24 protein-coding genes and 1 riboswitch are annotated in these 25,253 nt (G+C 71.7%); of the genes, 11 read left to right on the top strand and 13 right to left on the bottom strand.

Annotation, left to right across the window (positions count from 1 at the left end; genetic code table 11):
- Positions 1 to 7 precede the first annotated feature (7 nt).
- From AC3CF1_RS21235 to AC3CF1_RS21220, 4 genes are all read left to right on the top strand, one after another.
- Complete coding sequence (locus AC3CF1_RS21235; RefSeq protein ID WP_354982947.1) at positions 8 to 319, top strand: transcriptional regulator; 312 nt, start codon at positions 8 to 10, stop codon at positions 317 to 319.
- Positions 316 to 1,257, top strand: coding sequence for an ABC transporter ATP-binding protein (locus tag AC3CF1_RS21230; protein ID WP_354982946.1), 942 nt, complete (start codon positions 316 to 318; stop codon positions 1,255 to 1,257). The genes AC3CF1_RS21235 and AC3CF1_RS21230 overlap by 4 nt, the downstream gene beginning before the upstream one ends.
- 10 nt (positions 1,258 to 1,267) lie before the next feature.
- Entirely contained in the window at positions 1,268 to 2,005 is a 738-nt protein-coding gene (locus AC3CF1_RS21225) for an ABC transporter permease (RefSeq protein ID WP_488451118.1), read from the top strand.
- A 94-nt stretch (positions 2,006 to 2,099) separates the two neighbouring features.
- Positions 2,100 to 2,864, top strand: a complete 765-nt coding sequence (locus tag AC3CF1_RS21220) for a VOC family protein (protein WP_088951099.1) — start codon at positions 2,100 to 2,102, stop codon at positions 2,862 to 2,864.
- On the opposite strand, the gene AC3CF1_RS21215 is transcribed toward AC3CF1_RS21220, so the two are convergent.
- The 4 genes from AC3CF1_RS21215 to AC3CF1_RS21200 all read right to left on the bottom strand — a co-directional run bounded on the left by AC3CF1_RS21215 (position 2,814) and on the right by AC3CF1_RS21200 (position 8,093).
- Positions 2,814 to 3,650 carry an ABC transporter ATP-binding protein gene (locus AC3CF1_RS21215; RefSeq protein WP_354983027.1) on the bottom strand — a complete coding sequence of 279 codons (837 nt, stop codon included), beginning with the start codon at positions 3,648 to 3,650 and terminating at the stop codon, positions 2,814 to 2,816. The genes AC3CF1_RS21220 and AC3CF1_RS21215 overlap by 51 nt on opposite strands.
- An 89-nt stretch (positions 3,651 to 3,739) precedes the next feature.
- Positions 3,740 to 4,801 (bottom strand): FecCD family ABC transporter permease, encoded by a 1,062-nt coding sequence (locus AC3CF1_RS21210; RefSeq protein ID WP_172862255.1) that lies wholly within the window; start codon positions 4,799 to 4,801, stop codon positions 3,740 to 3,742.
- A gap of 118 nt (positions 4,802 to 4,919) precedes the next feature.
- Complete coding sequence (locus AC3CF1_RS21205; RefSeq protein WP_488451117.1) at positions 4,920 to 5,849, bottom strand: ABC transporter substrate-binding protein; 930 nt, start codon at positions 5,847 to 5,849, stop codon at positions 4,920 to 4,922.
- A gap of 84 nt (positions 5,850 to 5,933) precedes the next feature.
- Positions 5,934 to 6,056, bottom strand: a riboswitch (cobalamin riboswitch).
- 156 nt (positions 6,057 to 6,212) lie between these two features.
- Positions 6,213 to 8,093 (bottom strand): M14 family metallopeptidase, encoded by a 1,881-nt coding sequence (locus AC3CF1_RS21200; protein WP_488451116.1) that lies wholly within the window; start codon positions 8,091 to 8,093, stop codon positions 6,213 to 6,215.
- A 211-nt stretch (positions 8,094 to 8,304) separates the two neighbouring features.
- Between AC3CF1_RS21200 and AC3CF1_RS21195 the strand changes: the two genes are divergently transcribed.
- Positions 8,305 to 9,642 (top strand): C39 family peptidase, encoded by a 1,338-nt coding sequence (locus AC3CF1_RS21195; protein ID WP_328533087.1) that lies wholly within the window; start codon positions 8,305 to 8,307, stop codon positions 9,640 to 9,642.
- Positions 9,643 to 9,741: 99 nt separating this feature from the next.
- Here AC3CF1_RS21195 and AC3CF1_RS21190 read toward each other — a convergent pair whose 3' ends face one another.
- The 3 genes from AC3CF1_RS21190 to mqnE form a co-directional block, all read right to left on the bottom strand.
- Complete coding sequence (locus AC3CF1_RS21190; protein WP_141907581.1) at positions 9,742 to 10,038, bottom strand: DUF4229 domain-containing protein; 297 nt, start codon at positions 10,036 to 10,038, stop codon at positions 9,742 to 9,744.
- A gap of 73 nt (positions 10,039 to 10,111) precedes the next feature.
- On the bottom strand, positions 10,112 to 10,549 hold the full coding sequence (locus AC3CF1_RS21185) for a hypothetical protein (RefSeq protein ID WP_088951093.1): 438 nt from the start codon (positions 10,547 to 10,549) through the stop codon (positions 10,112 to 10,114).
- Positions 10,550 to 10,572: 23 nt separating this feature from the next.
- Entirely contained in the window at positions 10,573 to 11,742 is a 1,170-nt protein-coding gene (gene mqnE, locus AC3CF1_RS21180) for an aminofutalosine synthase MqnE (RefSeq protein WP_088951092.1), read from the bottom strand.
- A gap of 237 nt (positions 11,743 to 11,979) precedes the next feature.
- Here mqnE and AC3CF1_RS21175 point away from each other — a divergent pair, with 237 nt between their 5' ends.
- The 4 genes from AC3CF1_RS21175 to AC3CF1_RS21160 all read left to right on the top strand — a co-directional run bounded on the left by AC3CF1_RS21175 (position 11,980) and on the right by AC3CF1_RS21160 (position 17,877).
- The gene (locus AC3CF1_RS21175) at positions 11,980 to 13,536 is read left to right on the top strand and encodes a C40 family peptidase (protein ID WP_488451115.1); all 1,557 of its coding nucleotides are present in this window, start codon (positions 11,980 to 11,982) and stop codon (positions 13,534 to 13,536) included.
- A gap of 114 nt (positions 13,537 to 13,650) precedes the next feature.
- Positions 13,651 to 15,219, top strand: a complete 1,569-nt coding sequence (locus AC3CF1_RS21170; protein WP_488451114.1) for a hypothetical protein — start codon at positions 13,651 to 13,653, stop codon at positions 15,217 to 15,219.
- A 197-nt stretch (positions 15,220 to 15,416) separates the two neighbouring features.
- The gene (locus AC3CF1_RS21165) at positions 15,417 to 17,150 is read left to right on the top strand and encodes a DEAD/DEAH box helicase (RefSeq protein WP_488451113.1); all 1,734 of its coding nucleotides are present in this window, start codon (positions 15,417 to 15,419) and stop codon (positions 17,148 to 17,150) included.
- Between the two features lie 106 nt (positions 17,151 to 17,256).
- Positions 17,257 to 17,877: a putative glycolipid-binding domain-containing protein gene (locus AC3CF1_RS21160; RefSeq protein WP_387381033.1), complete on the top strand. Its 621-nt coding sequence runs from the start codon at positions 17,257 to 17,259 to the stop codon at positions 17,875 to 17,877.
- 15 nt (positions 17,878 to 17,892) lie between these two features.
- Here AC3CF1_RS21160 and cds1 read toward each other — a convergent pair whose 3' ends face one another.
- Genes cds1 through AC3CF1_RS21145 form a run of 3 tightly spaced genes read right to left on the bottom strand, consistent with a single transcriptional unit; the run spans position 17,893 to position 20,356 of the window.
- Positions 17,893 to 18,984 (bottom strand): L-cysteine desulfhydrase Cds1, encoded by a 1,092-nt coding sequence (gene cds1 / locus AC3CF1_RS21155; protein WP_488451112.1) that lies wholly within the window; start codon positions 18,982 to 18,984, stop codon positions 17,893 to 17,895.
- Between the two features lie 32 nt (positions 18,985 to 19,016).
- On the bottom strand, positions 19,017 to 19,847 hold the full coding sequence (locus AC3CF1_RS21150; RefSeq protein WP_488451111.1) for an SDR family NAD(P)-dependent oxidoreductase: 831 nt from the start codon (positions 19,845 to 19,847) through the stop codon (positions 19,017 to 19,019).
- 50 nt (positions 19,848 to 19,897) lie between these two features.
- The gene (locus AC3CF1_RS21145) at positions 19,898 to 20,356 is read right to left on the bottom strand and encodes an Lrp/AsnC family transcriptional regulator (protein ID WP_088951087.1); all 459 of its coding nucleotides are present in this window, start codon (positions 20,354 to 20,356) and stop codon (positions 19,898 to 19,900) included.
- Positions 20,357 to 20,626: 270 nt separating this feature from the next.
- On the opposite strand from AC3CF1_RS21145, the gene AC3CF1_RS21140 reads away from it, so the two are divergent.
- Positions 20,627 to 20,893, top strand: coding sequence for a BldC family transcriptional regulator (locus AC3CF1_RS21140; protein ID WP_007454516.1), 267 nt, complete (start codon positions 20,627 to 20,629; stop codon positions 20,891 to 20,893).
- A 107-nt stretch (positions 20,894 to 21,000) separates the two neighbouring features.
- Here AC3CF1_RS21140 and AC3CF1_RS21135 read toward each other — a convergent pair whose 3' ends face one another.
- The gene (locus tag AC3CF1_RS21135; RefSeq protein WP_088951086.1) at positions 21,001 to 21,630 is read right to left on the bottom strand and encodes a UbiX family flavin prenyltransferase; all 630 of its coding nucleotides are present in this window, start codon (positions 21,628 to 21,630) and stop codon (positions 21,001 to 21,003) included.
- Positions 21,631 to 21,792: 162 nt separating this feature from the next.
- Between AC3CF1_RS21135 and AC3CF1_RS21130 the strand changes: the two genes are divergently transcribed.
- Complete coding sequence (locus tag AC3CF1_RS21130; RefSeq protein ID WP_488451110.1) at positions 21,793 to 22,755, top strand: terpene synthase family protein; 963 nt, start codon at positions 21,793 to 21,795, stop codon at positions 22,753 to 22,755.
- A gap of 48 nt (positions 22,756 to 22,803) precedes the next feature.
- Here AC3CF1_RS21130 and mqnP read toward each other — a convergent pair whose 3' ends face one another.
- Together mqnP and AC3CF1_RS21120 are read right to left on the bottom strand one after the other, a co-directional pair.
- Positions 22,804 to 23,715 carry a menaquinone biosynthesis prenyltransferase MqnP gene (gene mqnP, locus AC3CF1_RS21125; RefSeq protein ID WP_355161665.1) on the bottom strand — a complete coding sequence of 304 codons (912 nt, stop codon included), beginning with the start codon at positions 23,713 to 23,715 and terminating at the stop codon, positions 22,804 to 22,806.
- On the bottom strand, positions 23,715 to 25,175 hold the full coding sequence (locus AC3CF1_RS21120) for a menaquinone biosynthesis decarboxylase (RefSeq protein WP_088952141.1): 1,461 nt from the start codon (positions 25,173 to 25,175) through the stop codon (positions 23,715 to 23,717). The genes mqnP and AC3CF1_RS21120 overlap by 1 nt, the downstream gene beginning before the upstream one ends.
- Positions 25,176 to 25,253: the final 78 nt, after the last annotated feature.

Below are 25,253 nucleotides of genomic sequence, written 5' to 3'. Positions count from 1 at the left end.
ACCGCCGATGAGCGAACTGGACCCGGTCATCCACGCGCAGGCCCGGCTCCGGGTGGTCGCCAGCCTCTCCGCTCTCGGCGATGGCGACCTGATCGCCTTCCCCCGGTTGCAGGAACTGCTCGCGATGACCGCCGGCAACCTCTCCGTGCACCTGCGCAAGCTCGAGGAGGCCGGCTACGTGGAGATCAGCAAGACCCACCGTGGACGCACCCCGGCAACCCTGGTCCGGCTCAGCCGGCGGGGCCGGCTGGCGTTCGAGGAGTACACCGAAGCGATCCGCACCCTGCTCGACCCCAGCCCGTCGAAGGAGCAGTCATGACCCTCGCCCGCGCCGACCAGGCCAGTCGCCGGTACGGTGACGTCCTCGCCCTCGACCGTGTCGACCTGGAAGTCCGGGCCGGTGAGCTGGTCGGCCTGCTCGGCCCGAACGGCGCCGGCAAGAGCACACTGATGAACCTGCTGGTCGGCCTGCGCCGGCCCAGCTCCGGACGGGTCGAGCTGTTCGGCGGCGACCCCCGCGACCCGGCGAACCGGCGGCAGATCGGGGTCACCCCGCAGGAGACCGGCCTGCCGGGCACACTGCGCGTCGGTGAGGTCGTCGACTTCGTCTCCGCGCACTACCCGGACCCGGTGCCCCGCGGTGAGTTGCTCGACCAGTTCGGCCTGGGCGACCTCGCCCGACGGCAGACCGGAGGCCTCTCCGGTGGGCAGCGTCGCCGGTTGGCGGTGGCGTTGGCATTCGTCGGCCGACCCCGGCTGGTGCTGCTCGACGAGCCGACCACCGGCCTGGACGTCGCCGCCCGGCACACCCTGTGGGAGGCGATCCGCGCGTTCCACGCCGACGGCGGCACCGTGCTGTTGAGCAGCCACTACCTGGAGGAGGTGGAGGCGCTGGCGCACCGGGTGGTGGTGATCGGGCAGGGCCGGGTGCTCGCCGACGACACGGTGGACGCCGTGCGCGGCATCGTCGGCGTACGCCGGGTCAGCCTGGTCGCCGACCAACTGCCCGACCTGCCCGGCGTCGTCCGCACCGAACGGGTCGACGGCCGGCTGCACCTGCTCACCACCGACGCCGACGAACTGGTCCGAGCGCTGGTCACGGCCGGAACGGCCTTCACCGACCTGGAGGTACGACCGACCTCGCTGGAGGAGGCGTTCCTCGCCATCACCAGCGGGGACGCGCCCGCCGGGGACCAGCCGGCCACCGAAGGCCGAGCCACCACCGCCGCTGCCGGCGGCCAAACCACAACAGTCTGAGGAGGCCGCCGTGCAGCTCGCCCTGGTTCACGCCCGCTACCAACTCCTGGAGATCATCCGGATTCCGGTGGCCGTCGTCGGCAGCGCCTTCTTTCCGGCCGCCGCCATGATCTTCTTCGTGGTGCCGTTCGCTGGTGACGACGCGGCCGGCGCCACCTTCGCCACCGCGTCGATGGTCACCTTCTCGGTGATGAGCGCCAACATCTTCCAGTACGGCGTCGGCGTCGCCGAGGACCGCGACCAGCCCTGGAACCCGTACACCCGGACCCTGCCGGCCGGGCCCGCGCCCAGGTTCGCGGGCCGGGTGCTGGCCGGCCTGGCGCTCACGTACCTCTCGCTGATCCCGGTCGTGGTGATCGGCGCGACGCTGACCGCGGCCCAGATCACCCCCGCGGCCCTACTGCTGACCATCGGCACCGTGGCCGTCATCTCGGTGCCGTTCACTCTGATGGGCCTCGCGATCGGCTACTCGCTGCCCAGCAAGGCGGCGATCGTCGTGGCGCAGGTCGTCTTCCTGCCACTCGCGTTCGGCGGCGGCCTGCTCTCCGCGCCGGGTGACGCACCCGGGTTCATCGAGACGATCGCGCCGTACCTGCCCACCCGGGGCGCGGCCGAGCTGATGTGGTCGGCGGTCGGCGACTACCGCGTCGAGCCGCTGGCAATGATCATGCTCGGCGTCTGGGTGGTGCTGCTCGCGGCGCTCGCCGGTTGGGCGTACCGACGGGACGAGGGTCGCCGGTTCAGCTGACGATTCGTCCGTTTCCGCCCCGGGCCGCGGCGGGACGGTGCCAGGATTCCGGCAGGGGGTCGCCGTGACCGCCCGGGCCGAGAGGGGTCTTGACGTGAGCACCGTCCCGCCGGGTACGCCCTGCTGGGCCGACCTGGCCACCCCGGACCTGACCGAGGCGCGACGCTTCTACCCGGAGCTGTTCGGCTGGACCGGCCGGGTGACACCGGAGCCCGAGGCGGGCGGCTACACGGTCTTCCTGCTCGACGGCAGGCCGGTGGCCGGGGCCGGGCCACCGGCGATCCCGGACCAGGTGCCGATCTGGTCGACGTACCTGGCCACCGACGACGCGGAACTGGTCGCCGGCCGGGTCGAGCGGGCCGGCGGGCAGGTCGTCGTGCCGCCGTTCGAGGTCTTCGACCGGGGCTGGATGGCGGTCTTCGCCGACCCGGCCGGCGCCACGTTCAGCGTCTGGCAGCCCTTGGCCATGGCCGGGGCCGAAGTGTTCAACGTGCCGGGCGCGATGAGCTGGAACGAACTGGTCACCCCCGACCCCGAGGGCGCGAAGGTCTTCTACGAGCTGGTGTTCGGCTGGCAGCCGGACGACCAGGCGGTGGGCCCCATGACGTACACCGGCTGGCGGCTCGGGACGCAGATCGTCGCCGGGATGATGCCGCCGCTGGCCGACGACTTCCCGGCCGACCTGCCCGCGTACTGGACGGTGTACTTCGCGGTGACCGACGCGGACGCCGCTGCGGCCCGCGCCGCCGAGTTGGGCGGAACGATCCTGGTGCCGCCCCGGGACATCCCGGCGGGCCGGTTCGCAGCCCTACGCGACCCCCAGGGCGCCCTCTTCTCCGTCATCGACCTCGGCCCCTGACCCGGACGATCTGGCGCGGGGGCGGACCGGGACCACCAGTGGGCCGTGGGTGCCGGGGACGACCCGGACGCTGGCCCGGTAGTGGGTCGCCAGCAGGTGCTCGGTCAGCACCTCGGACGGGGTTCCGGCGGCCACCACCTGACCGCTGGCGAGCATCACCATCCGGTCGGCGTACTCGCCGGCCAGGGAGAGGTCGTGCATCGTGGCGAGGACGGTCAGGCCGTGTTCGCGGCGCAACTGGTCGACCAGTTCCAGCACCTCCTGCTGGTGCCCGATGTCGAGTGCGCTGGTCGGCTCGTCGAGCAGCAGCAGCGTCGCGCCCTGGGCGAGCGCCCGGGCGAGGAACACCCGCTGCCGTTCGCCTCCGGAGAGGGTGGCCAGCTCACGGCGGTGGAAGCCGGTGAGGTCCAACCGGCCGAGCACCTCGTGCACGGCGTCGAGGTCGGCGGTCGACTCCCGGCCCAGCGTGGGGATGTACGGGGTGCGGCCGAGCAGCACGTAGTCCAGCACCGACATGCCGGGCGGCACCACCGGCGACTGTGCCACGGTGGCCACCACCCGGGCGCGGTCCCGGCGGCGCAGCGCGGTGCTCGCCGTACCGAACAGGGTGATCGCCCCCGGCGCGGGCAGCAGGCCGCCGACGGCGCGCAACAGGGTGGACTTGCCGGCGCCGTTCGGGCCGATCACCGTGACCCACTCGCCGACGGCGACGGTGAGGTCGACGCCGGTCAGGATCGGTGTCCCGCCGAGGTCGACGTGCAGCCCACGCACCTCGACGGCCGGCACACCGTCGTCGCCACCCCCGGACGGAAGACCGCCGGACGGAAGACCGCCAGGCGGGCGACCGCCGGGCGGGCCGGCGGTGGGTTCGCGGCTCACGTGAGCACCCGTCGGGCTGTCCGCAGCACGATCACGAAGAACGGGCCACCCAGCAGAGCGGTCACCACTCCGATCGGCACCTCGGACGGAGCGGCGACGGTGCGGGCCACCACGTCGGTCAGTGCCAGGAACGCACCGCCGAACAGCAGCGACAGCGGCAGGATCGCCCGGTAGCTCGACCCGGCGAGCAGCCGGACGGTGTGCGGCACGATGATGCCGACGAAGCCGATCAGGCCGGTCGCCGAGACCGCCGCAGCCGTGCCCAGGGAGGCTGCGGCGATCAACAGGTAGCGGGTGCGCTGCGGGTGCAGGCCCAGACTCCTCGCCTCGTCGTCACCGACCGCGAGGACGTCCAGCTCGCGGCGGTGCAGCAGCACCACCACAGTGGTCAGAGCGGCGTACGGCAGCACCAGCAGCACGTCGTGCCAGCCCGCGGTGGCCAGCCGGCCGAGCAGCCAGGAGTAGACCGGTTGGATGCTGTCGGAGTGGCGCTGCAGCAGGTACGTCTGCCCGGCGGAGAGGAACGCGGAGACCGCCACTCCGGCCAGGATCAGCATCGCCGGTGAACCGCCGCGCCCGCCGGCCGCGCCGAGCACGTAGGTCATCGTGACGGCGAGCAGTGACCCGGCGAAGGCTGCCAACGGGATGGTCATCGGCAGCCCGGAGATCGCGCCCTGCCGGCCGGCGCCGCCGAGGGCGATCGCCGCGGTGACCGCGAGGCCGGCGCCAGCGGCCACGCCCAGGAGGTACGGGTCGGCGAGGGGGTTGCGGAACACGCCCTGGTAGCAGCCGCCGGCGAGGGCGAGCAACCCGCCGACCAGCAGGCCCAGCACCACCCGGGGCAACCGCAGCTCGGTGACGATCGCGATCTCCCGCTCGGAGAGACCGCTGTCGAGGTGCACCCCCGGGATCAGGTTGAGCAGCTCGGCCGCGACGCTGCCCGCGGGCAGGCTGACCGGGCCGAGCGACACCCCGGCGACGAGCGCGACGAGCACCGCGAACACCCCGGCGACCAGCCACCGCTTGCGCAGCCCGGCGGGCCGGGCCCTTGACGGCAGCCGGGCGGCGGAGGGCGCGGACGACGACGGCCCGGACGCCGACCCGGCGGGCCGGCTGCCGAATCGCAGCCCGGCCCGCCGGGACGGAGGCGGAGTTGTGGTCACCGACGGACGACGGTCACGCGGGCACCTTGGCGACCGCGTCGATGATGACCCGGAGCAGGTCCACGACCCGCGGCCCCCAGCGGGAGGCGACGTCGTCGTCCAGTGCGATCACCTGGTTGTTCTTCACCGCGGTGAGCCCGGACCAGCCGCTGCGCGCCTTGACCGAGTCGGCGTTCTGCTGGCAGCACTTGGAGTCGGCCAGGAAGACGAAGTCCGGGTTGGCCTTGACGATGAACTCCTGGGACAGCTGCGGGTAGCCGGCGCTCTTGCCGTCCGCGTCGGCGGGGTCGGCGATGTTGGTCAGACCGATCTGGCTGTAGAGCGTGCCGATGAAGGTCTTGCTGGTCGCGCTGTACAGCTCGGGGCCCAGCTCGTGGTAGTAGGTGAGCTTCTCTGCGCGCTGCGGCACGTCCTTGACCAGCTTGGCGATGTCGTCCCTCATCCGGCTGGCGACGTCGGTGGCCTGGTCGGCGTGCCCGGTCAGCGTGCCCAGCTCGGTGATCTGCCGGTACGTGTCGTCGAGGGTGGTGGCCGCCGGGGTCTGGTACACCGGGATCTTCAGCTTGCCGAGCTGCTCGACGATCTTGTTGCGGTCGTCGGAGAGCACCACCAGGTCGGGGTTCTTACCGGCGATCGCCTCGGCGTTCGGCTGGAAGGCGGAGATGTCGCTCTTGGGCACGTCGGCCGGATAGTTGGACTGGTCGTCGACGGCGGTCACCTGCGGGCCGGCACCGATCGCGAAGAGCATCTCGGTGGCGGTCGGCGACAGCGCGACGATCTTCTCGGGGCGCTTGTCGAGGGTGAGCGCGCCGACCGTGACCGGGTACGCGGCGGCCGCAGTGCCGGTGGTCGGCTTGTCGTCGGCCTTCTCGGCGCAGGCGCCGAGGGCCAGCGCGGCGACCGCGAGGGTCGCGGCGAAGAGCCGAGGGGTACGTCTGAACATGGGGCCTCCTGTCGGTCGAGGAGTGTGGTGCTTCGCCGACAGGACTTTCGTACGCCCGCCCACGAGGCGCCCTTCCTCGAGAGCGCGTTTCGCGACCGATCCGCAGGCGACCTGGCTCGTCCCCACCGTCGGGTGGGGCATCACAGTTGCGGGACAGCGCCGGGTTTCGCACCGGCTTCGCTGCGGACTGGTCGGTAAGACGGTAGCGCACCGCCGGGACGTGCCGGATCGATCACGCGCCGATCGCCGCGAGTCGATCCCCCGGAACCGTCACACGGTGACCGTCGGAGGGCGTATGTCCGAGTTGGTGGTGTTCGGAGACGGGTGGTGGGGCCCCGCGGGGCGGAGCGGGGCCCCACCCGATCAGGAGGACGTGATGGTGACGTTGTCCACAGCCGCCTCTACCAGGCTGGCGCCGGAGGCGTCCGCCGCCTCAACGAGGATGCGGACCGACTGCCCGGCGTACGGGGTGAGGTTGAGGTTGGCCACAGCCCAGCTCCCGTTGCGGTTGGTCGCCGCGCCGGCCTGGGTGAGCAGCGCGGTGGTGCCGCCGTTGTGCACCACGCTCACCCGCAGGTAGTCCGCCGACGAGGCGTTCGAGCCGTGCGCCAGATACCAGGCCAGCGAGAGATTCAGCGTGCCGGACGACGGCAGGGTCACCGCCGGGGACCTGGCACTGGTCACGCCGCCGTCGACGTCGTAGTCACCGGCCGCCGATCCGGCGAGCCGGCCGGTGACCAGGTCGTTGGATCCGGCGTACGGGGTGAGCTGCTTGGCACCGGAGGACGTGGTCGCCTGGGCGGCGCCCCGCTCGAACGCGCCGAGGGTGGCGGTGTCGGTGCCGGACGGGTTGATGGTCCAGCCGGTGGCCGTTTCGAACGTGTCCGACCAGACCGTGGTGCCGCCACCGCCGCTGCCGCAGTACTGCGCCTGCTTGCCGATGGCCCGGTACGGGCAGTCGGCGTACTCGCTGAGCAGCAGCACCGCCTCCCGGTTGCGCGAGGTCTGCGCTCCGATGACCTCGTCGGGCGGGTAGAAGCCGCCGCCGCCGGAGGAGCCCGGGTACATCTCGAAGGTGTACGCCCAGATGTTGTGGGTGGCCCACATCCAGTCGAGGCTGTCCCCGTCGGTGATGTAGAGGTCGCTGGACTGTTCCGGGGTGTAGTTGTTGGTGGCCGCCATCTGCTGGCCGATGGTGGCGAAGGTGTTGTACTGGTCCGCGTTCATGCCCGTCGCGGTGTTCGCCGTCGTGTAGCCGTAGGGCCAGAGCACCAGCTGCGAGTACGTGTGGAAGTCGATGTTGGCCTTGATCTGCTGCACGCCACCGACCACCCGACCGTTGACGAAGTTGCGCAGCGCCTGCGTCTCGGGTGCGGAGAACGCCGACGGCCCCCGGTAGGTCTCCGAGGAGGTGGTGCCGGACGAGCCGCCGCAGCAACCCCAGTTGTAGGACCAGTTGCGGTTCAGGTCGGTGCCGACGTTGGACGAACCACTGTTGGGCTGCCGGTTCTTGCGCCAGGACCGGTACGACCCGGTGGCGATGTCGTACTCGCTGCCGTCCGGGTTGACCGTCGGCACGATCCAGATCTCCCGGCCGTTGACGATGTTGGTGATCCGGGAGTCGGAGCCGTAGCTGTCGGTGAAGAGGTTGAGCAGGTAGATCGCCATCTCGACGGTCAGGTGCTCACGGGCGTGCTGTTGGGAGTTGAACAGGATCTCGGGTTCGTTCTCGTCGGTGCCGACGTTGTCGGAGATCTTCACCGCCATCAGGTCGCGGCCCTCGTACGACGAACCGATGCTGATCTTGCGGGCGATCGCCGGATGGTCGGCGACGACCTGGTTCACGACGGCGGTCAGTTCCGCGTAGTCGTGGTAGTTGGAGTCGGCGGGCGGGAAGGCCATCGTGCCGATCTCGCCGGCGCCGCGCTCGGCGTTGGGCGGCGGGGCCAGCGGTTCCAGCCGGAAGCCGAGCTTGCCGATCTCGGCGGCCTCACCCGCCGTCGCCGAGATGTGCAGGACTCCGTGTTCGGAGTAGTCGATGGCGGCTCCGGTGCGGGCCACCGCGTTGCGGTCGGCGAGGGTCCGGGGGCCGAGCACCCGGTAGCTGGCGGCGGCCGGCTCGGTGGACCGGTCCGGTGCGGGTCGGGCGGCGACCGGACCGGCGGCGACGGTGACGATGCCCAGACCGGTGACGACGGCGAGCACCAGGACGCGGCGGAGAGGGATGGGCGTGCGGAGGGCCATCAACTACCTCCTTGATGGGCGGGAGATCCCGCTCGGTGAAGCACACTTCACCACCTGTCACATGGTCATATCAATATCCTTCGCTGCCTTGTCCATCCCGAGCCGATCATCCCGGCGGCAATGATTTTCCACTCAGGAACATCTGGCGAAACTTCCCTCCAAGCGGGAAACTGACCAGCGACGATGCCCCTCTCGACACCGCGGAGCACCCATGGCCAGATCCCGCCTGCACGCGGCCGCCCTCGCCGGCGTCACCGCGCTCACCCTGCTCGCCACCAGCGCGCCAGCGACGGCGGCCCGCCCGCCCGCCGCCACCCACGACGAGCAGATCACCTTCCAGGACTGGTCCGGGCCCGCCGACTGGCACCGGGGCAGCCGGTCCGGCACCCGCGTGGTGCCCGGCGCCCGAGCGGGCCTCACCCTGGCCCGTCCGGCCGGCACCACCGAGTACGCCGACCCGCACACCGGCACCACCCGCACCTGGGAGTACGGCACCTGGACCTCACCGGTGACCCGCGTCGGGTTCGACGCCAGCGAGCTGATCGCCTCCTGGAACGCGGAAACCCCCGCCGGCACCTGGATCCAGGTGGAGATGCAGGGCAGCTACACCAGCGGCGACCAGACCCCGTGGTACGTCATGGGTCGCTGGGCGTCCGGCGACACCGACATCAAGCGGACCAGCGTCAACCGGCAGGGTGACCCCTGGTCGACGATCTGGACCGACACCTTCAGCATCGACGACGCCACCGCCGGGGTGCTGCTGCGGTCGTACCAGCTGCGGCTGACCCTCTACCGGGCACCCGGTCAGACCGCCGCACCTGTGGTGCGGATGCTCGGCGCGATGAGTTCCACAGTGCCGGACCGGTTCACCGTGACCCCGAGCGCCGGGCACATCGCCTGGGGCGTCGAGCTGCCGGTGCCGCGCTACTCGCAGAACGTGCACTCCGGGCACTACCCCGAGTACGACGGCGGAGGCGAGGCCTGGTGCTCACCCACCTCCACCGAGATGGTGGTCGAGTACTGGGGTCGTAAGCCCTCGGCGGCCGACACCTCCTGGGTGGACCCGACCTACCCCGACCCGACGGTCAACCACGCGGCCCGGATGACCTACGACTACGCGTACGACGGCGCCGGCAACTGGCCGTTCAACACCGCGTACGCGGCCAGCTTCCCGGGGCTGGAGGGCCGGGTGACCCGACTGCACTCGCTGGACGAGCTGGAGCGTTTCATCGCCGCCGGCATCCCCGTCGTGACCAGCCAGTCCTTCCTCGCCAGTGAGCTGGACGGGGCGAACTACGGCACCTCCGGGCACCTGTTCGTGGTGGTCGGCTTCACCGCCGACGGCGACGTGATCGTCAACGACCCCGCCTCGTCCAGCAACGACGTGGTGCGCAACGTCTACAAGCGCGCGCAGTTCGAGCAGATCTGGCTGCGGACCAAGCGCACCAACGCCAGCGGCGGCGTCTCCGGCGGCTCCGGCGGCATCGCGTACCTGATCAAGCCCACCTCGAAGCCCTGGCCCAAGGTCCCCGGCTCCACCAACTGGTAACCCACCAACCCACCCCACCCAGGGCCAGGGCCAGGGGCGCGCCGTTGATCATGAAGTTATTGCTCCGACACGCCGAGCGATCGGGCAATAACTTCATGGTCAACGCGGAGCGTCCGGGCCTTCGGCCGGGCGGGTGGGGTTGGGGTTCGGGTTGTCTTCGCCGGCCAGGGCGCTGCGGAGGCGCTCCTTCTCGGTGCGCCTGCGCTCGGCGGCGGTGCCCATCTCCTCGGCCATCTCGTCCCGCCAACCGCGCAGCAGGAAGAAGGAGAGCGCGGCGGAGAAGGCCAGCGCCAACATCAGCTTCAGGAACACGTTCATGTCGATCAGCCAGAGGCCCGCCAGCACGGCGACGAACAGCCCGATCCGGCCCAGCGTGTACTTGAGCGCGGCGCTCACCCGTACCACTCCGTTCTCTCCGTCGCCCGCCGATGTCGGCGGGAGGGTCGATCCGCCCGGCGGGCGGTCGCGGTCAGCCGGTTCGGCGGGCCAGCCAGCGGACGCCCGGGAACCAGAGGGCCGCGTACGCCACAGTGAACGCCGCCGCCGCCAACGCGCCGGAGAGCAACGGTGGCAACCCGGAGCCCAGACCGGCGATCAGCAGCCCGACGAACACCCCGACTGCGGCGGCGACCAGCGCAGCCACCACCCGGGCCGCGCCGAACCCCCAGGCCCGGAAGTCGTCCCAGAACAGCCACGCCGGCAGGATCACCGCCAGCCAGCCGTTGGTGTGCCCGAAATCACCGGCGCCGATCGAGGCGAACGCCCAGTCGAACAACACCAACGCCAGCACACCGATGACCAGGCCGGCCAGGCACACCCCGAGCAGATCGCCGAGGGTACGGATGCGGCCCTCGGCGTCCCGGCGGGGAAACCCACTCTGCTGCTCAGGTTCGCGTTGCTCGGTCATCGACTGCGAGGGTACGTGGTGGCTCAGGCCCAGACCTGCTGCGGCTCGGCGCGCCGCTCGGCCAGCGACGGGGCCTTGTCGTACTCCCGGACCACGTTGTAGCGGGTGTCCCGCTCGACCGGCTGGAACCCGGCGTCCCAGATCAGGTGCAGCAGGTCCTCGCGATGCATCGTGTTCGGGGTGCCGTACGAGTCGGCATCGTGCGTGATCTTGTATTCGACGACGGAGCCGTCCAGGTCGTCCACGCCGAAGTTCAGCGAGAGCTGGGCCACCGACAGCCCGTGCATCACCCAGAAGTTCTTGACGTGCGGCACGTTGTCGAAGAGCAGCCGGGAGACGGCGAACGTCTTCAGCGACTCGGCCGGCGAGGCCATCGTGGTGCGCGCCTGGATCCGGTTACGGATCTTGCCGTCCGCCGAGTCCACGAAGTCGTGCTGGTAGCGCAGCGGAATGAAGACCGCGAAGCCCCCGGTCTCGTCCTGGAGCTCACGCAGCCGCAGCACGTGGTCGACCCGGTGCCGGGGCTCCTCGATGTGGCCGTACAACATCGTCGCCGGGGTCTTCATGCCCTTGCGGTGCGCCAGGGCGTGGATGCGCGACCAGTCTTCCCAGTGGCAGGCGTGGTCGACGATGTGCTGCCGGACCTCCCAGTCGAAGATCTCCGCGCCACCGCCGGTCAGCGACTCCAGACCGGCGTCCATCAGCTCGTCGAGGATCTCGTCGGCGCTCAGACCGCTGATCTTCTCGAACCACTGCACCTCGGTCGCCGTGAAGCACTTGAGCTTGACGTTCGGCAGCGCCGCCTTCAGCTCGCGCAGCACCTTGGGGTAGTAGCGCCAGGGCAGGGTCGGGTGCAGGCCGTTGACGATGTGCAGCTCGGTGAGCTGCTCATCCTCCATCTCCTTGGCCTTGCGGACCGCCTCGTCGATGCGCATCGTGTATGCGTCCTTCTCGCCCGGCTTGCGCTGGAACGAGCAGTACGCACAGGACGCCGAGCAGACGTTGGTCAGGTTGAGGTGCCGGTTGACGTTGAACATCACCCGGTCACCGTTGAGCTCGGTGCGCTTGTGGTGCGCCAACCGGCCCAGCCACGTCAGGTCGTCGCTGTCGTAGAGGGCGACCCCGTCCTCCCGGGTCAGCCGCTCACCGGCGTACACCTTCGCTTCGAGCTCACGCTTGAGTCCGGCGTCCATGGCACGTCCCTTCCACCTGCGGTCCTCGTCGAGCGTACGTCGGGACGCCGACAGCCACGGCGGCACGGTCGCCGGCAGCGATCCACTTCACCAGACTCTCAGCCTCCTGTAACCCGGAGATGCATCGACATCACTGCCGTCGTGCGGTAAGACAGAACGGGGCGGAGCCACACACTGGTACCGTCCCGACCGCCGCGCCCACCAAGCGCGGTGACGGACTGCGGGACGGGGAGCGGAATGGTCGACAGCGGGCGCGGGCGACGGCAGCGACGACGGAACCCGGTGATCTCGCCGGTGCTGCGTCCGAAGCTTTGGGCCGCCCTGCTCGGCGCGATCGCCGCGGCCGTGCTGTCCACCCCCGCGTACGCCGAGCCCGGATTGCCGACCACCGTGCCGGACACCGGTTCCCGCCCCGCGGTGACCGGTGCGCTTCAACTGCCCGGTGGCGCTCCCGTCGCCGGGGTCCCGGTCCCGCCGGTGGTCAACGTGGGCACGGGTCCGCTGGCCGCCGCCATCTCCGCCGGCGAGGCCCAGGTCGGCGCGCTCGGCGAGACGCTGTTGCTGACCAAGCAGAAACGCGTCGACGCCAAGGCGCAGCTCGACGCGGCCGGCAAGACACTGGCAACCGCGCAGGACGCCCTGCTCCGGGCCCAGCAGGCGGCCGACGCGGCCGCCGCCGACGCCGTAAAGGCAGCTGCCGCGCTGCCGGACAGCGACCTCGCCCAGGACATCCGCGAGCTGAACCGCCTCCAGCAGATCACCCGGGGCCAGAAGGTCGACGGCGGCACCACCGGCGTGGCCGGGGAACTGTCCCGGGCCCGCAGCAACGAGCAGCTCGCCTACCAGGCGCACGCCGCCGCCAAGATCCGCGTCGACTCCGTCGAGGCGGAGTTCACCGCCGGCGAGGCGTCGCTCCGCACGGCCGAGGCGAGCCTGCTCAAGTTGCGCCGCGACAACGCGACCCAGCTGATCGAGATCGAGCGTCAGCAGGAGGCCGCCGAGCAGCAGATCGGCGCCGGCTACGTCTCCAACCAGAACATCAGCGGCATGGCCGCCCACCCGCGGGCACTTGCCGCGGTCCGGTACGCGCTCGCCCAGCTCGGCGACCCGTACAAGTGGTCCGAGGAGGGGCCGAACCAGTTCGACTGCTCGGGTCTGATGTGGGCGGCGTACCGGTCTCCCGGAGCCGACTACTTCGACCTGCCCCGGGTCTCCCGCGACCAGTACGCCGCCACCCGGGCCCGGACGGTGCCGCAGAGCGCGCTGCTCCCCGGCGACCTGCTCTTCTTCGCCTCCGGCAGCAGTTGGACGACGATCCACCACGTCGGCATGTACATCGGCAACGGCAAGATGGTGCAGGCGCCCACCACCGGCGACGTCGTCAAGATCTCGGTCGTCAGCTGGTCCCGCCTGTACGCGGCGACCCGGGTCATCGGCGCGGTGCCGGGACCGATCGTGTCGATCCCGACCCCGCCGGTCACGACGCCCAGCAAGCCGCCCGTGAAGCCGACGCCCACCGTGAAGCCGACGCCCACCCCGACGAAGTCGGCCACCCCGACGCCGACGGGTTCGGCCACGCCGAAGCCGACCGGCAGCGCGACGCCCACGCCGAAGCCGACGCCCACCGAGACCACCTCGCCGAGCTCGCCAGCCACCCCGAGCAACACGCCGACGACCCTGCCCCCGCCACCGACCAACGCCCCGAGCAGCTCATCACCGGCGACCACCCCGAAGGCCACCACGAGCGCGTCGGGCGGCGACAGCCCGTCGGGCAGCCCCAGCACCGTTGGTTGATCCGCCACGACCGGCTCCGGCTGTCCGGTCGGGGCGATCTGTGGCACCGTGACAACCAGGCACATCCGACTCGACGTCACGAGTCCGGGTGCGAGCATGGCGCGGAGGGCGGAGATGGCCGAGCAGAAAGATCCGGCGGAGACTGTCGACCCTGTGGTCGACCAAGCCGACCCGCCAGGGCTCGGCACCGGCGACCCGGTGTCTCCCACCGAGGCCGCCCCGGTCAGCCCTCCCGCTGACCCGGCTGCCAGCGACACGGCCCCGGCCGCCACCGGCACAGCTTCGGCCGCCACTGACGACACCCCGTCCCCCCGTGACGACTCAGCCGACGCCGATGCCGCGCCCGCCGACGCCGACGCGGCCGACGCCGCTTCCGTCGGCCGCGGCGTCGACACGGACGATCCCGCCGTCGGCCCCGGGCAGGCGGCGACCGCCGACGCCCGCCCGGACCAACCCGCCGCGCCGGTACGGGCCAGAGCCAGCGTCGCCACCGCCGGGGCTCTCCGCAGTGACCTGCCGGTCAGGGCCCCGGTCACCGCCACGACGTACCGTGCGACCGGCTCGGCCAGTCCGGCTGACGTGTCGTTGCCCGGGCAGCGGAACGACTCGACCGCACCGGCCCGGGCCAGTGCCACGGTTCCCGGCAGCAGCCGGGTGACGGCCGGTGCCATCCGCACCCCGGCCTCCCGGGGGAGCACGCCCACCGTCTACGGAGCCGGGCCGGTGAACCCCGAGCCGCCCGAGCCGGCGCAGCCACCGGAGCCGGCCCAGCCACCGGAGCCGTCGACTCCGGAACCGGAGCCGTCACCCACTCCACCCGGCCCCGGGCCGACCCAACCGTCACCGCCCGAGCCGGAGCCCGCGCCGGATCCGGGGCCGTACCCGCCCGGCCCGATGCCGACGCCAGGGCCCCGACCCACGCCGCCGCCCGGTCCGGTTCCGCCCGTCCCGGGTCCACCCGTACCGCCGCCCTCGCCGGTGCCGCCCATGCCGGGCCCGCCCTCGCCGCCCATCCCGGGCCCGCCCGTGCCGCCGCCCGGTCCGCCGGTGCCCGCGCCGCCGGGTCCGCCGGGCCCGATGCCGGCGCCGCCGTTTCCGCCTCCGCCGGCGATGACCGACACGCCCGGCGTACGAGCGAGCGCATCGGTTTCCGCACCGCCGGCCGGATGGCAGTCCACCGCCCAGGCGGCCCGCCCCGCAGCGGGCGGCGGTTGGGCCGAGGCACCCGTCTCCGCACCGCCGGTGGTGCCCGCGCCAGCGCTGCCGAGCTGGCCGCCGTCCAGCGTCGGCACTCCCCCGTCGACGGGCAGCGCCAGCGGAAACTCCCGGTTCACCGGAGGGACCGCCGGCCCTTCGTTCAGCTCCAGACAGGGCACGACCGGTGCTCGTGGTGGGCGACACAGCGGCGACACCGACCTGGCCGGAACCGTCTACGGCAGCGGCGACGGGCCGGGTTTCGCCACGATCGCGATGCCCGCCAACGCGGTGGAGAATTCCGGCTCGCTGACCGGGCACATCCTGGCCCAGGGCTGGGCCGACACGCCGTCCGAGCGGCGCAGCAACGCCAAGGTCATGATCGTCCTGGCCGCCGCTCTGGGGCTGTTGGTCGCGATCAGTGTCATGATCGTTCTGCTTGCCGGCGACGCCCTGGACGGTCTGGTCGGCGGCGCGCTCAACGGGTGAGTCATCGGGCGGGCGTGATGGTGAGTCCGCCCACTACCGCCGGACAACCGACTGGCGGGTTCGCCGGACCGCCGTACACTGGCATAGATCACTGACCCGGCGCGCGTGGTGTGCGCCCATGGGCGGTCTTGCGGGCGATCCGGCGGCACAGCCGCGGCAGGCCATCGCGAAGATGCGCCCCGCTCGAAAGGCATTTGTTGACCACCTCTGCTGACCCCAGCACCGTTACGTCCGTTTTCCACTCAACCCCGGCGACCGACACCGCCTCGGAGCCGCTCGACGCCGCTCTGAGCGAGGCCGGCACCGCGGCGGCGACCGCCGCCCAGCCGGCCGAGTCCGCGCCGGCCGAGGCCGCCGCACCGGTCGACTTCGCCTCCCTCGGCCTGCCCGAGCCGCTGGTCCGCGCGCTGGCACAGCAGGGCATCACCAGCCCGTTCGAGATCCAGCGGGCCACCGTGCCGGACGCGCTCGCCGGCCGTGACGTGCTGGGCCGTGGGCAGACCGGTTCGGGCAAGACGCTCGCCTTCGGTCTGCCGCTGATCGCCCGGCTGGCCACCCGCAACCGGGCCCGTCCGATGCGCCCCCGCGCGCTCATCCTGGTTCCGACCCGGGAGTTGGCCATGCAGGTCAACGACGCCCTGTTGCCGCTGGGCAAGGCCGTCGGCATCTTCCTCAAGACCGCTGTCGGCGGTGTTCCGTACGACCGTCAGATCGACGCGCTGCGGCGCGGCGTGGAGATCATCGTGGCCACCCCCGGCCGGCTCGGCGACCTGATCGAGCGGGGCATCTGCCAGCTCGACGACGTCGAGGTCACGGTGCTCGACGAGGCCGACCAGATGGCCGACATGGGCTTCCTGCCCGAGGTGACCCAGCTGCTGGCGAAGACGCCCGCGAACGGTCAACGGCTGCTCTTCTCGGCGACCCTGGACGGCGACGTCGACGCGTTGGTCCGGCGGTTCATGACCGACCCGGTGACCCACTCCACCGCGCCGTCGACCGCCTCGGTGTCCACCATGGACCACCACATGCTGTTGATCCCGCCGCACGAGAAGTTCCCGGTGGCGGCCTCGATCGCCGCTCGGGACGGTCGGACCATGGTCTTCGCCCGCACCCAGCTCGGCGTGGACCGGCTGGTCGAGCAGCTCGCGGCGGTCGGCGTACGCGCCGGTGGGCTGCACGGCGGCAAGACCCAGCGGATGCGCACCAAGACGCTGGCCGAGTTCCGTGAGGGCCGGATGAACGTGCTGGTCGCCACGGACGTGGCGGCTCGGGGCATCCACGTCGACGGTGTCACCCTGGTGCTGCACGTCGACCCGCCGAAGGACCCCAAGGACTACCTGCACCGCGCAGGGCGCACCGCGCGGGCTGGCGAGTCCGGCGCGGTCGCCACGTTGGTGCTGCCCAAGCAGCGCCGCACCACCCTGGCGATGATGGAGAAGGCCGGCGTCGCGCCGGCCGAGACCCGGGTCCGGGTCGGCGACCAGGCGTTGGCCGAGCTGGTCGGCGCCCGGGAGCCCAGCGGCGTCCCGGTTCGCCTCGAGGCGGAGCCCCGGGGCTACGGCGATCGCTCCGGCGGCTCGCGTCGGTTCGACGACCGTTCCGGCGGTCCGCGTCGGTTCGGTGACCGCACGGGCGGCGAGCGCCGCTACGGCGATCGGCCCACCGGCGAGCGTCGCTACGGCGACCGGCCCCAGGGCGACCGCCCGACCGGTGAGCGTCGCTTCGGGGACCGGCCGCAGTTCGGCGACCGGGACGGCCGGGGCGACCGGCCGACCGGTGACCGGCGCTTCGGCGACCGCGACACTCGGGGCGGTTTCCGCCCGGAGAGCCGTGTTCGGGACGACCGTCCCCGCGACGACCGGCCCCGTGAGGACCGTCCGCGTGACGACCGGCGCGGGTTCGGCGGGCGACCGCCAGCGCGTACCCACTGATTCACTGATCCACCAAACGCCGTCGCGGAGCCCAGGCTTCGCGGCGGCGTTCGCGCATGCCCTGCCGATGTCCTCCTGGTCGCGTAACGTCCGGCTCATGCCGACCATGCCGAAGACGATCTTCTGGTCCCGGACGGACACCGCCGGCAGCGAGCAGGTGCTGCTCGACGACGGTCGCGGGTTGACGGCTCGGGGCACCCTGCTCGCCGTGGACCCGATCCCCTGGACCGCCCGTTACCAGCTGACGACCGCGCCGGACTGGACCACCACCCGGGTCGAGGTCGAGGCCGAAGGGCTGGGCTGGCTGCGCAGGGTGAAGCTGGAGCGAGCCGCGGACCGGTGGCGGGTGACCACCGCCGAGCAGGGCGACCTGGACGCGGCACTGGTCGCGGCCGGTCACCCCCGGGCCGGCCTGCCGGGCACCGACGACCCGGACCGGCTGGCCGACGCGCTCGACGTCGACCTGAGCGGCTCACCGCTGTTCAACTCCCTGCCGGTCCACCGGCTGGGGTTGGCCGCCGAGCCGGCCGACCTGGCACACCGGATCACCGTCGCCTGGGTGCTGCTGCCCGGTCTGGAGGTGGTGGCGGCGGAGCAGATCTACAGCGGGCTCGGGCCGGGCCGGGTGCGCTTCGCCAGCGGCACCTTCACCGCCGACATCGATCTGGACGACAGCGGCTTCGTGGTGCGCTACCCCGGGCTCGCCGAGCGGATCGACCCGCGCTGACCGCGCCCGCGTGACTCAGGCGGGCCAGGTGCCGCTGGTCAGGAAGCGTTCGATCGTGGCCAGGTACGGCGTCAGGTCGAGGCCCTGGGCGGCCACCCAGTCGTCGGCGTAGTACGTGTCGGCGTAGCGGTCGCCCGGGTCGCAGATCAGGGTGACCACCGAGCCGGTCCGGCCCTCGGCGAGCATCGCGGCGATCAGGCCGAAGGCACCCCACAGGTTGGTGCCGGTGGAGCCGCCAACCCGGCGGCCGAGCACCGCCGAGCCGGCACGCATGGCTGCCAGTGACGCCGCGTCCGGCACCTGGACCATCCGGTCCACCACCGAGGGCAGGAACGACGCCTCCACGGCGGGACGGCCGATCCCCTCGATCCGGGAGCCCTTCCCGGTGCGCACCGACCAGTCGGCGGCCAGCCAGGCCGGGTAGAACGCAGAGTTCTCCGGATCGACCACGCAGAGCTTGGTGGCGAGCCGGCGGTACCGGGCGTACCGGCCGATGGTCGCGCTGGTGCCCCCGGTGCCGGCGCCCACCACGACCCAGGTGGGGATCGGGTGCCGCTCCAACTCCAACTGGGCGTAGATCGACTCGGCGATGTTGTTGTTTCCCCGCCAGTCGGTCGCCCGCTCGGCGTAGGTGAACTGGTCCATGAAGTGCCCGCCGGAGTCCTCGGCCAGCCACCGGGCCTCGACCACCACGCTCGCGGGGTCGTCCACCAGATGGCACAGGCCGCCCTGGAACTCGATCTGCGCGATCTTCTCGGGCGAGGTGGACGCCGGCATCACCGCGATGAACGGCAGCTCGAGCATCCGGGCGAAGTACGCCTCGGAGACCGCCGTGGAGCCCGAGGACGCTTCGACGATCGTGGTCTGCGGCCCGATCCAGCCGTTGCAGAGGCCGTAGAGGAACAGTGAGCGGGCCAACCTGTGCTTCAGCGAGCCGGTGGGGTGGGACGACTCGTCCTTGAGGTAGAGATCGACCCCCCAGGCGCGGGGCAGCGGGAACGGCAACAGGTGGGTGTCGGCCGAGCGGTTCGCGTCCGCCTCGACGGCGGCGATCGCCTCCGTCACCCAGGTCCGGCTGGCATCGTCGCAGCGGTCGAGATGAGTCACGCTCGGAAACGTAGCAAGCAGGCCAGCGGTGGTCAGCGCCGGTCCGGCGGCGTGCTCCGACGGTGTTGGCGGCGCTGACCTGCGCGGCCGGCGGCCTGGACGATCGGGGTCAGTGCGACGGCCAGCCCCGGTAGGACGTCCAGCAGGCGCACCTGCGCTCCCCGCCAGCGGGGCAGGCTGACCACCGGGCGGGGTCGGCGGGCCAACCGGACCGCCCGGGCGGCCACCTGTTGCGCGGTCAGCATCGAGCCGGTGAACGAGGCCACCGCCCCCGGGTCGTCCAGCCGGTCGTGCAGCATCGGGGTCCAGATGCCGTCCGGGCAGAGGCAGGAGACGTGCACCCGCCGGTATCCGGCCATCCGCAGGTCGGACAGGGTGCCGAGGCTGAACGCCAGCAGGGCGTGCTTGCTGGCCGCGTACACCGTCTCGCCGGGCGCGGCGATCAGCCCGGCCAGCGAGACGACGTTGAGCACGTGGCCGTGACCTTGCCCGCGCATCACGGCCAGTGCGGCGAGGGTGCCGTTCATGGCACCGAGGGCGTTGACGTCGAACACCCGCTGACGGGTCGGGCCGTCGTGCTCCCACGACGGCCCGGTGACCAGGATTCCGGCGTTGTTGACCCAGAGGGCGAACTCGCCCCGGCCCGCCGCGGTCGCGGCGACGGCGGCGCAGGCGTCCTCGTCCCGGACGTCCAGGGCCGCCGACCAGCCGCCGAGGGGTGCCGCGGCGGCGGCGACCGCCGCCGGGTCCAGGTCGGTGAGCAGCACCGACCAGCCGTCGGCGTGCAGCGCGGTGGCGATGGCCCGGCCGAGGCCCCCGGCAGCGCCGGTCACCACGGCCACAGGACGTACCGGCGGGGTCATCGGCGCACGCTACCGCCGGCAGGCCGGGCGACACCAGGGGTACGCGGCGGTCAGGCCGTGGGCGGGCCAACCGGCTGCGGGCGGTTCTCCCACTTCGTGGAGAGGGCGATGGCGGTGCGGGTGGAGGCGACCCCGGGGGTGCGGTTCAGCCGCACGATCAACTGCTCCAACTCGGCGATCGTGCCGACCCGCGCCTTGAGCAGGAAGGACTCCACGCCGGCCATGAAGTAGCAGGACTCGATCTCGGGCAGCACCCGCAGAGACTCGAGCATGTCGTCGCTGTCGGCGCCGGAGTCCTCGACGATGCCGATCAGCGCGGTGACGCCCAGCCCGATCGACTCCGGGGCCACGTCCGCCCGGTAGCCCCGGACCACGCCGCTGCTCTCCAGCTTGCCGACCCGTTCGTGCACGGCCGGGGCCGAGAGGCCCACCTGTCGGGCCAACTCGGCGTACGAGAGGCGAGCGTTGCCGCGAAGCAGGTCGACGAGGTTCAGGTCGATGGCGTCCACAGAGAGTGACCCTAACCGCTGAGGCATAACGCGAGGCGTTCGGCATCCGTTGGACTGAGCGGTGAGTCACTGTTCGCAAACCGCCGGTCAAGGCAGAGGTAGCACCAGTACCATTACTAACTCCCCACTCAGTGCATTTTTCGCGTTTGGGCGGACAGGCCATGTCCCTGGTGCTGTAATTGCCATACGTCCCTCATGACGGCTCTGGGCTACGCACCAGCCGGGGGCAGTGTGTTCAGCCGGGGGCTTCGTCGACGCGAGGAGGGGGCTGTGGACACTGGAGATCGCCTGCTGACACCGGGTGAGGTCGCCGCGCTGTTTCGGGTAGACCCGAAAACTGTGACTAGATGGGCGGCGGCCGGCCGGATAGGAAGCATCCGGACTCCAGGCGGGCATCGCCGGTTTCGGGAATCCGAGGTGCGAGCCCTGCTTGAGGGGGAGGGCATGCTGGACGAGGTGGATGAGGTCGGAAAGCCACGCAATGTGGGGCCGGCCGCATCCACGGGGCCGGGTCCGGCCAACGCTGGCATGTACTGAACTGGTGCGGACAACGCTACGCGGACCGGACACCAGTCCGGTCCGCGTCCCGCTACGACCTACGACCGCCGGGCGGCACGGCGGGGCGGACTGAGGATCAGGCCGGCTCAGGTCCGGGTCGCGCCGAGCTGCCCGGACCACCGACGGAACAGGGTGTGTGGGACGCCGAGCGCGTCGAGCACCTTGCCGGCCACGAAGTCGACCAACTGCTGGGCGGTGGCGGCCGCGCCAGCCCCGTAGAAGCCAGGGCTGGCCGGCAGCACCACCGCGCCCGCATCGTGCAGCGCGATCAGGTGCTCCAGATGGCTGCGGGTCACCGGTGTCTCCCTGGGGACCACCACCACCGGGCGGCGTTCCTTGAGGTTGACCTCGGCGGCACGCTGCAACAGGTCCTTGGAGAGCCCGATCGCGATCCCGGCGCAGGCTGCCGTGCTGGCCGGGACCACGGCCATCCCGCGTACCCGGTATGAGCCGCTGCTCGGCCCGGCGGCCAGGTCGCCGGCCGGCCAGTGCCGCACATCCGCCCCGGTCAGGTCCCGGTCGAGCCAGGCGGAGAGGTCCTCGGCCCAGTGCCCGTCGCGGAACGATCGGCCGGTCTCGTCGAGCACGGTGAGTCGTGCCGCGCGGGACACGATCAGGTCCACGGGCTCGCCCGCGTCGAGCAGTCCGCCGATGACGGCCGCCGCGTACGGCGTACCGGAAGCGCCGGAGACTCCGACCACCCATGGTTCGCGCATGCCCCCAGCCTGCCTGGTCCGGCCGTGCACCGTGCCGTGGCCCCCCGCCCTCGCCCGTCCGCCGTCCTCTCGGCCTGCGACGGACATCATCGACAGCCGATTTCTGACATGCTCGGATGGGGGGAAAACCTCTGTGCGGCAACCGGAGGGACGGTACGAGCGATGACGGTGGCGGCAGCCCGCGCACTACGTGCCGAGTGTCCCCTTCTCTCGCGGTGCTCGCCGCATGCCGAGGCGACCCAGGAGTGGCTGGCGGGCTGGGTGCGCCGCTTCGATCTGCCGCTGGACGACGACGAGCTGCGCCGGCTGGATGCCGGTCACATCGCCTGGTACGCGGGTCGGCTCTACCCTGACGCCAGCGCCGCCGACCTGCGTACGGTCGCCGCCCTCTGGACCTGGTTCTTCCTGCTCGACGACGCCTGCGACGGACCGCACGGTGCGAGCGGCGCGGACGTCGCTGCCTTGCGGGACGGCGTGCTCCACGTGCTGCGCCACGGCCCCGGCGCCCGCACGGCAGGGTTCCGGGGACCGCTGCGCCAGATGCTCGCGGACGCGTGGCAAGCGCCGCGTGCCCGGATGCCCCCGCCCTGGCAGCAGCGCTTCGCCGACGCGGTCGCCCACCACCTGGCAGGCGACCGGACGGAGGCGGAGAACAAGACCAGGGGCCACGTCCCCGCCGTCTCCGAATACGTTGCGCTGCGCCGGGCGACCTCGGCGGCGTACGTGTCGTACACCATGATCGAGTTCGTCACCGGTCACGCGCTGCCAGACCCCGTCTACCACCACCCGGCGCTATGGGCGCTCGCGGCAACCGGCAACGACCTGCTCTCCTGGTTCAACGACCTGGTGTCTTTGGAGAAGGACAGGGTCACCTCGGGCGGGCACAACCTGGTGCTGGCCATCGCACGGGAGCAGCGCCTGCCGGACGAGCGGGCCGTAGAGGCGGCGGTGGCCCGCTGGCGCACGACGATGGGCCGATTCATGGAGCTGCGGGCCACGATCCCGTCCTTCGGCCCGGAGCTGGACCGGGCGGTGGCCGCGCACGTCGAGGGAGTCGCCCGCTCGGTGCGGGGGACGATCGACTGGTCGATGGAGAGCGCTAGGTATTCGGCAGCCCGGAGCTGACCCCGGGGGGCTACCGGGTCAGCGGGTCCGCCGATGACGACACAGGCCCTAGGCGCGCAGGCCGAGCCGCACCACAAGATCGAGCAGGGCGAACACGAACAGCGCGATGCCGACGAACCCGTTGGCGGTGAAGAACGCCCGATTGACCTTGCTCAGGTCGGTGGGCGTGACCACCAGGTGCTGGTAGCCGAACGCCACAGCGGTCAGCACCAGCCCGATCCACCAGAGCCAGCCGAAGCCGATCAGCACCCCGAACCAGACGAACAGCCCGAAGGTCACCACGTGCGCGACAGTGGAGGCGTGCAGGGCGAAGCGCCGACCGTAACGGGCCGGCACGCTGTGCACGCCGATCTCCTGGTCGATCTCGGAGTCCTGGCAGGCGTAGATCAGGTCGAAGCCGCCGATCCACAGCCCGACACCCACGCCGAGCAGCCAGGCCGGCCAGGAGCCGTCCAGGGTGCCGGTGACGGCCAGCCAGGCGCCGACCGGGCCGACCGCCTGGGCGATCCCGAGGATGGCGTGCGGCCAGTTGGTGAACCGCTTGGCGTAGGGATAGACCACCAGCGGCACCACGGCCAGCGGCGCGAGCACCAGGCAGAGCGGGTTGAGCAGGGCGGCGGCGGCGAGGAAGACCACCAGCGCGACGGCCGCGCCGGTCCAGGCCGTCCGCACGCTCACGGCCCCGGTGACCAGTTCCCGGCCGGCGGTACGCGGGTTCCGCGCGTCGATCCGCCGGTCGAGGATCCGGTTGGCGGCCATGGCGAACGTCCGCGCTCCGACCATCGCCACGGTGATCAGCAGCAGGTCCCACCAGCGCACCCGTCCGCCGTTGACCTGCATGGCGCTCAACGCCGACAGATACGCGAAGGGCAGGGCGAACACCGAGTGCTCGATCGCGACGAGCTTGAGGAAGGACTTGACCCGGCCCGGCTTCTCCGCCGGTGCGTCGAGGACGGCCATCAGAGCCCGTACTCCTTCCAGCGCTTGTCGACCAGGGCGGTGACCTCCGGGCTCATGCGCATCTCCTCCGGCCAACCGCGGGTGTAGCCCTCGGTGGGCAGCTTGCGGGTGGCGTCGACGCCGGCCTTGCCACCCCAGAACTGCTGGTACGAAGCGTGGTCGAGGTGGTCGACGGGCCCTTCGGTGAGCAGCAGGTCGCGCGCGTAGTCGACGTTGCCGAAGGCCCGGAACGCGACCTCGTTGTAGTCGTGCACGTCGCAGTCCTCGTCGACGATCACGATGAGCTTGGTCAGCGACATCATGTGCGCGCCCCAGATCGCGTTCATCACCTTCTGGGCGTGCTTCGGGTACCGCTTGCGGATCGACACGATCGCGCAGTTGTGGAACACCCCGGCGGCGGGCAGGTCGTAGTCGACGATGTCCGGGATCAGGAAGCGCAGCAGCGGCGCGAAGATCCGCTCGGTGGCCTTGCCGAGACCGTGGTCCTCCTGGGGCGGCTGCGACGTGACGATCGAGTGGTAGACCGGGTCGCGCTGCATGGTCATGCACTCGATGTGCATCACCGGGAACGGCTCCACCGGGGTGTAGAAGCCGGTGTGGTCGCCGAACGGGCCCTCGGGCAGCCGCTCGCCCGGCTCGATGTAGCCCTCGAGGACGATCTGTGCGTGCGCCGGCACCTGCAGCGGCACGGTCAGGCAGTCGACCATCTCGACGCGCTCGCCGCTCAGGAACCCGGCGAACAGGTATTCGTCGATGTCGGCCGGCAGTGGCGCGCTGGCCGAGTATGCGACGGCGGGGTCGGCGCCGATGGCGATCGCCACCGGCAGGCGCTGCCCGAGCCGCTCAGCGACCGCGTGGTGTGCAGTGGAGTTCTTGTGGATCTGCCAGTGCATGCCGATGGTGTTGCGCGAGTGCTGTTGCAGCCGGTAGAGCCCGAGGTTGCGCTTACCGGTCTCCGGGTGCTTGGTGTGGGTCAGCCCGAAGTTGTGGAAGATCCCGCCGTCACCCGGCCAGATCTGCAGCCCCGGCAACCGGTTGAGGTCGACGTCGTCGCCGCGGTAGACCACCTGCTGGCAGGGGGCCGTCTTGACCTTCTTCGGCGGCATCGACTTGAGCTGCATGACCTTGCCGAGCCCGCCCATCATGCCCGAGAAGCCCTGCGGCAGCTCCGGCTTGAGCAGCTCGCCGATGCGCGCGCCGATCTCGTCGAGGTTCTCCACCCCGAGGGCCATCGCCATGCGCTTCTCGGTGCCGAACAGGTTGATCGCCACCGGCATGTCGCCCCGGGTCGGGCGCTCGAAGAGCAGCGCGGGGCCGCCGGCCCGCACCGTGCGGGTGACCACCTCGCTGATCTCCAGGGTGGGGTCGACCGGGACGTCGACCCGGCGCAGCTCCCCCGCGCGCTCCAGCGCCGCGAGGAAGTCCTTGAGATCGGTGTACGGGAAGCCACGAGCCGCCATGTCGCCAGTCTCCCGCACGGGGTGCCGAACGGCCCAGGCCGGGTGCTGTGACACTCGCGATGACCCGGTCGGCTGCCG

Source organism: Micromonospora sp. MGP-C2, assembly GCF_057766525.1.
Note: the sequence above shows the minus strand (reverse complement) of the source record. Positions and strands in the feature narration are given on the sequence as shown.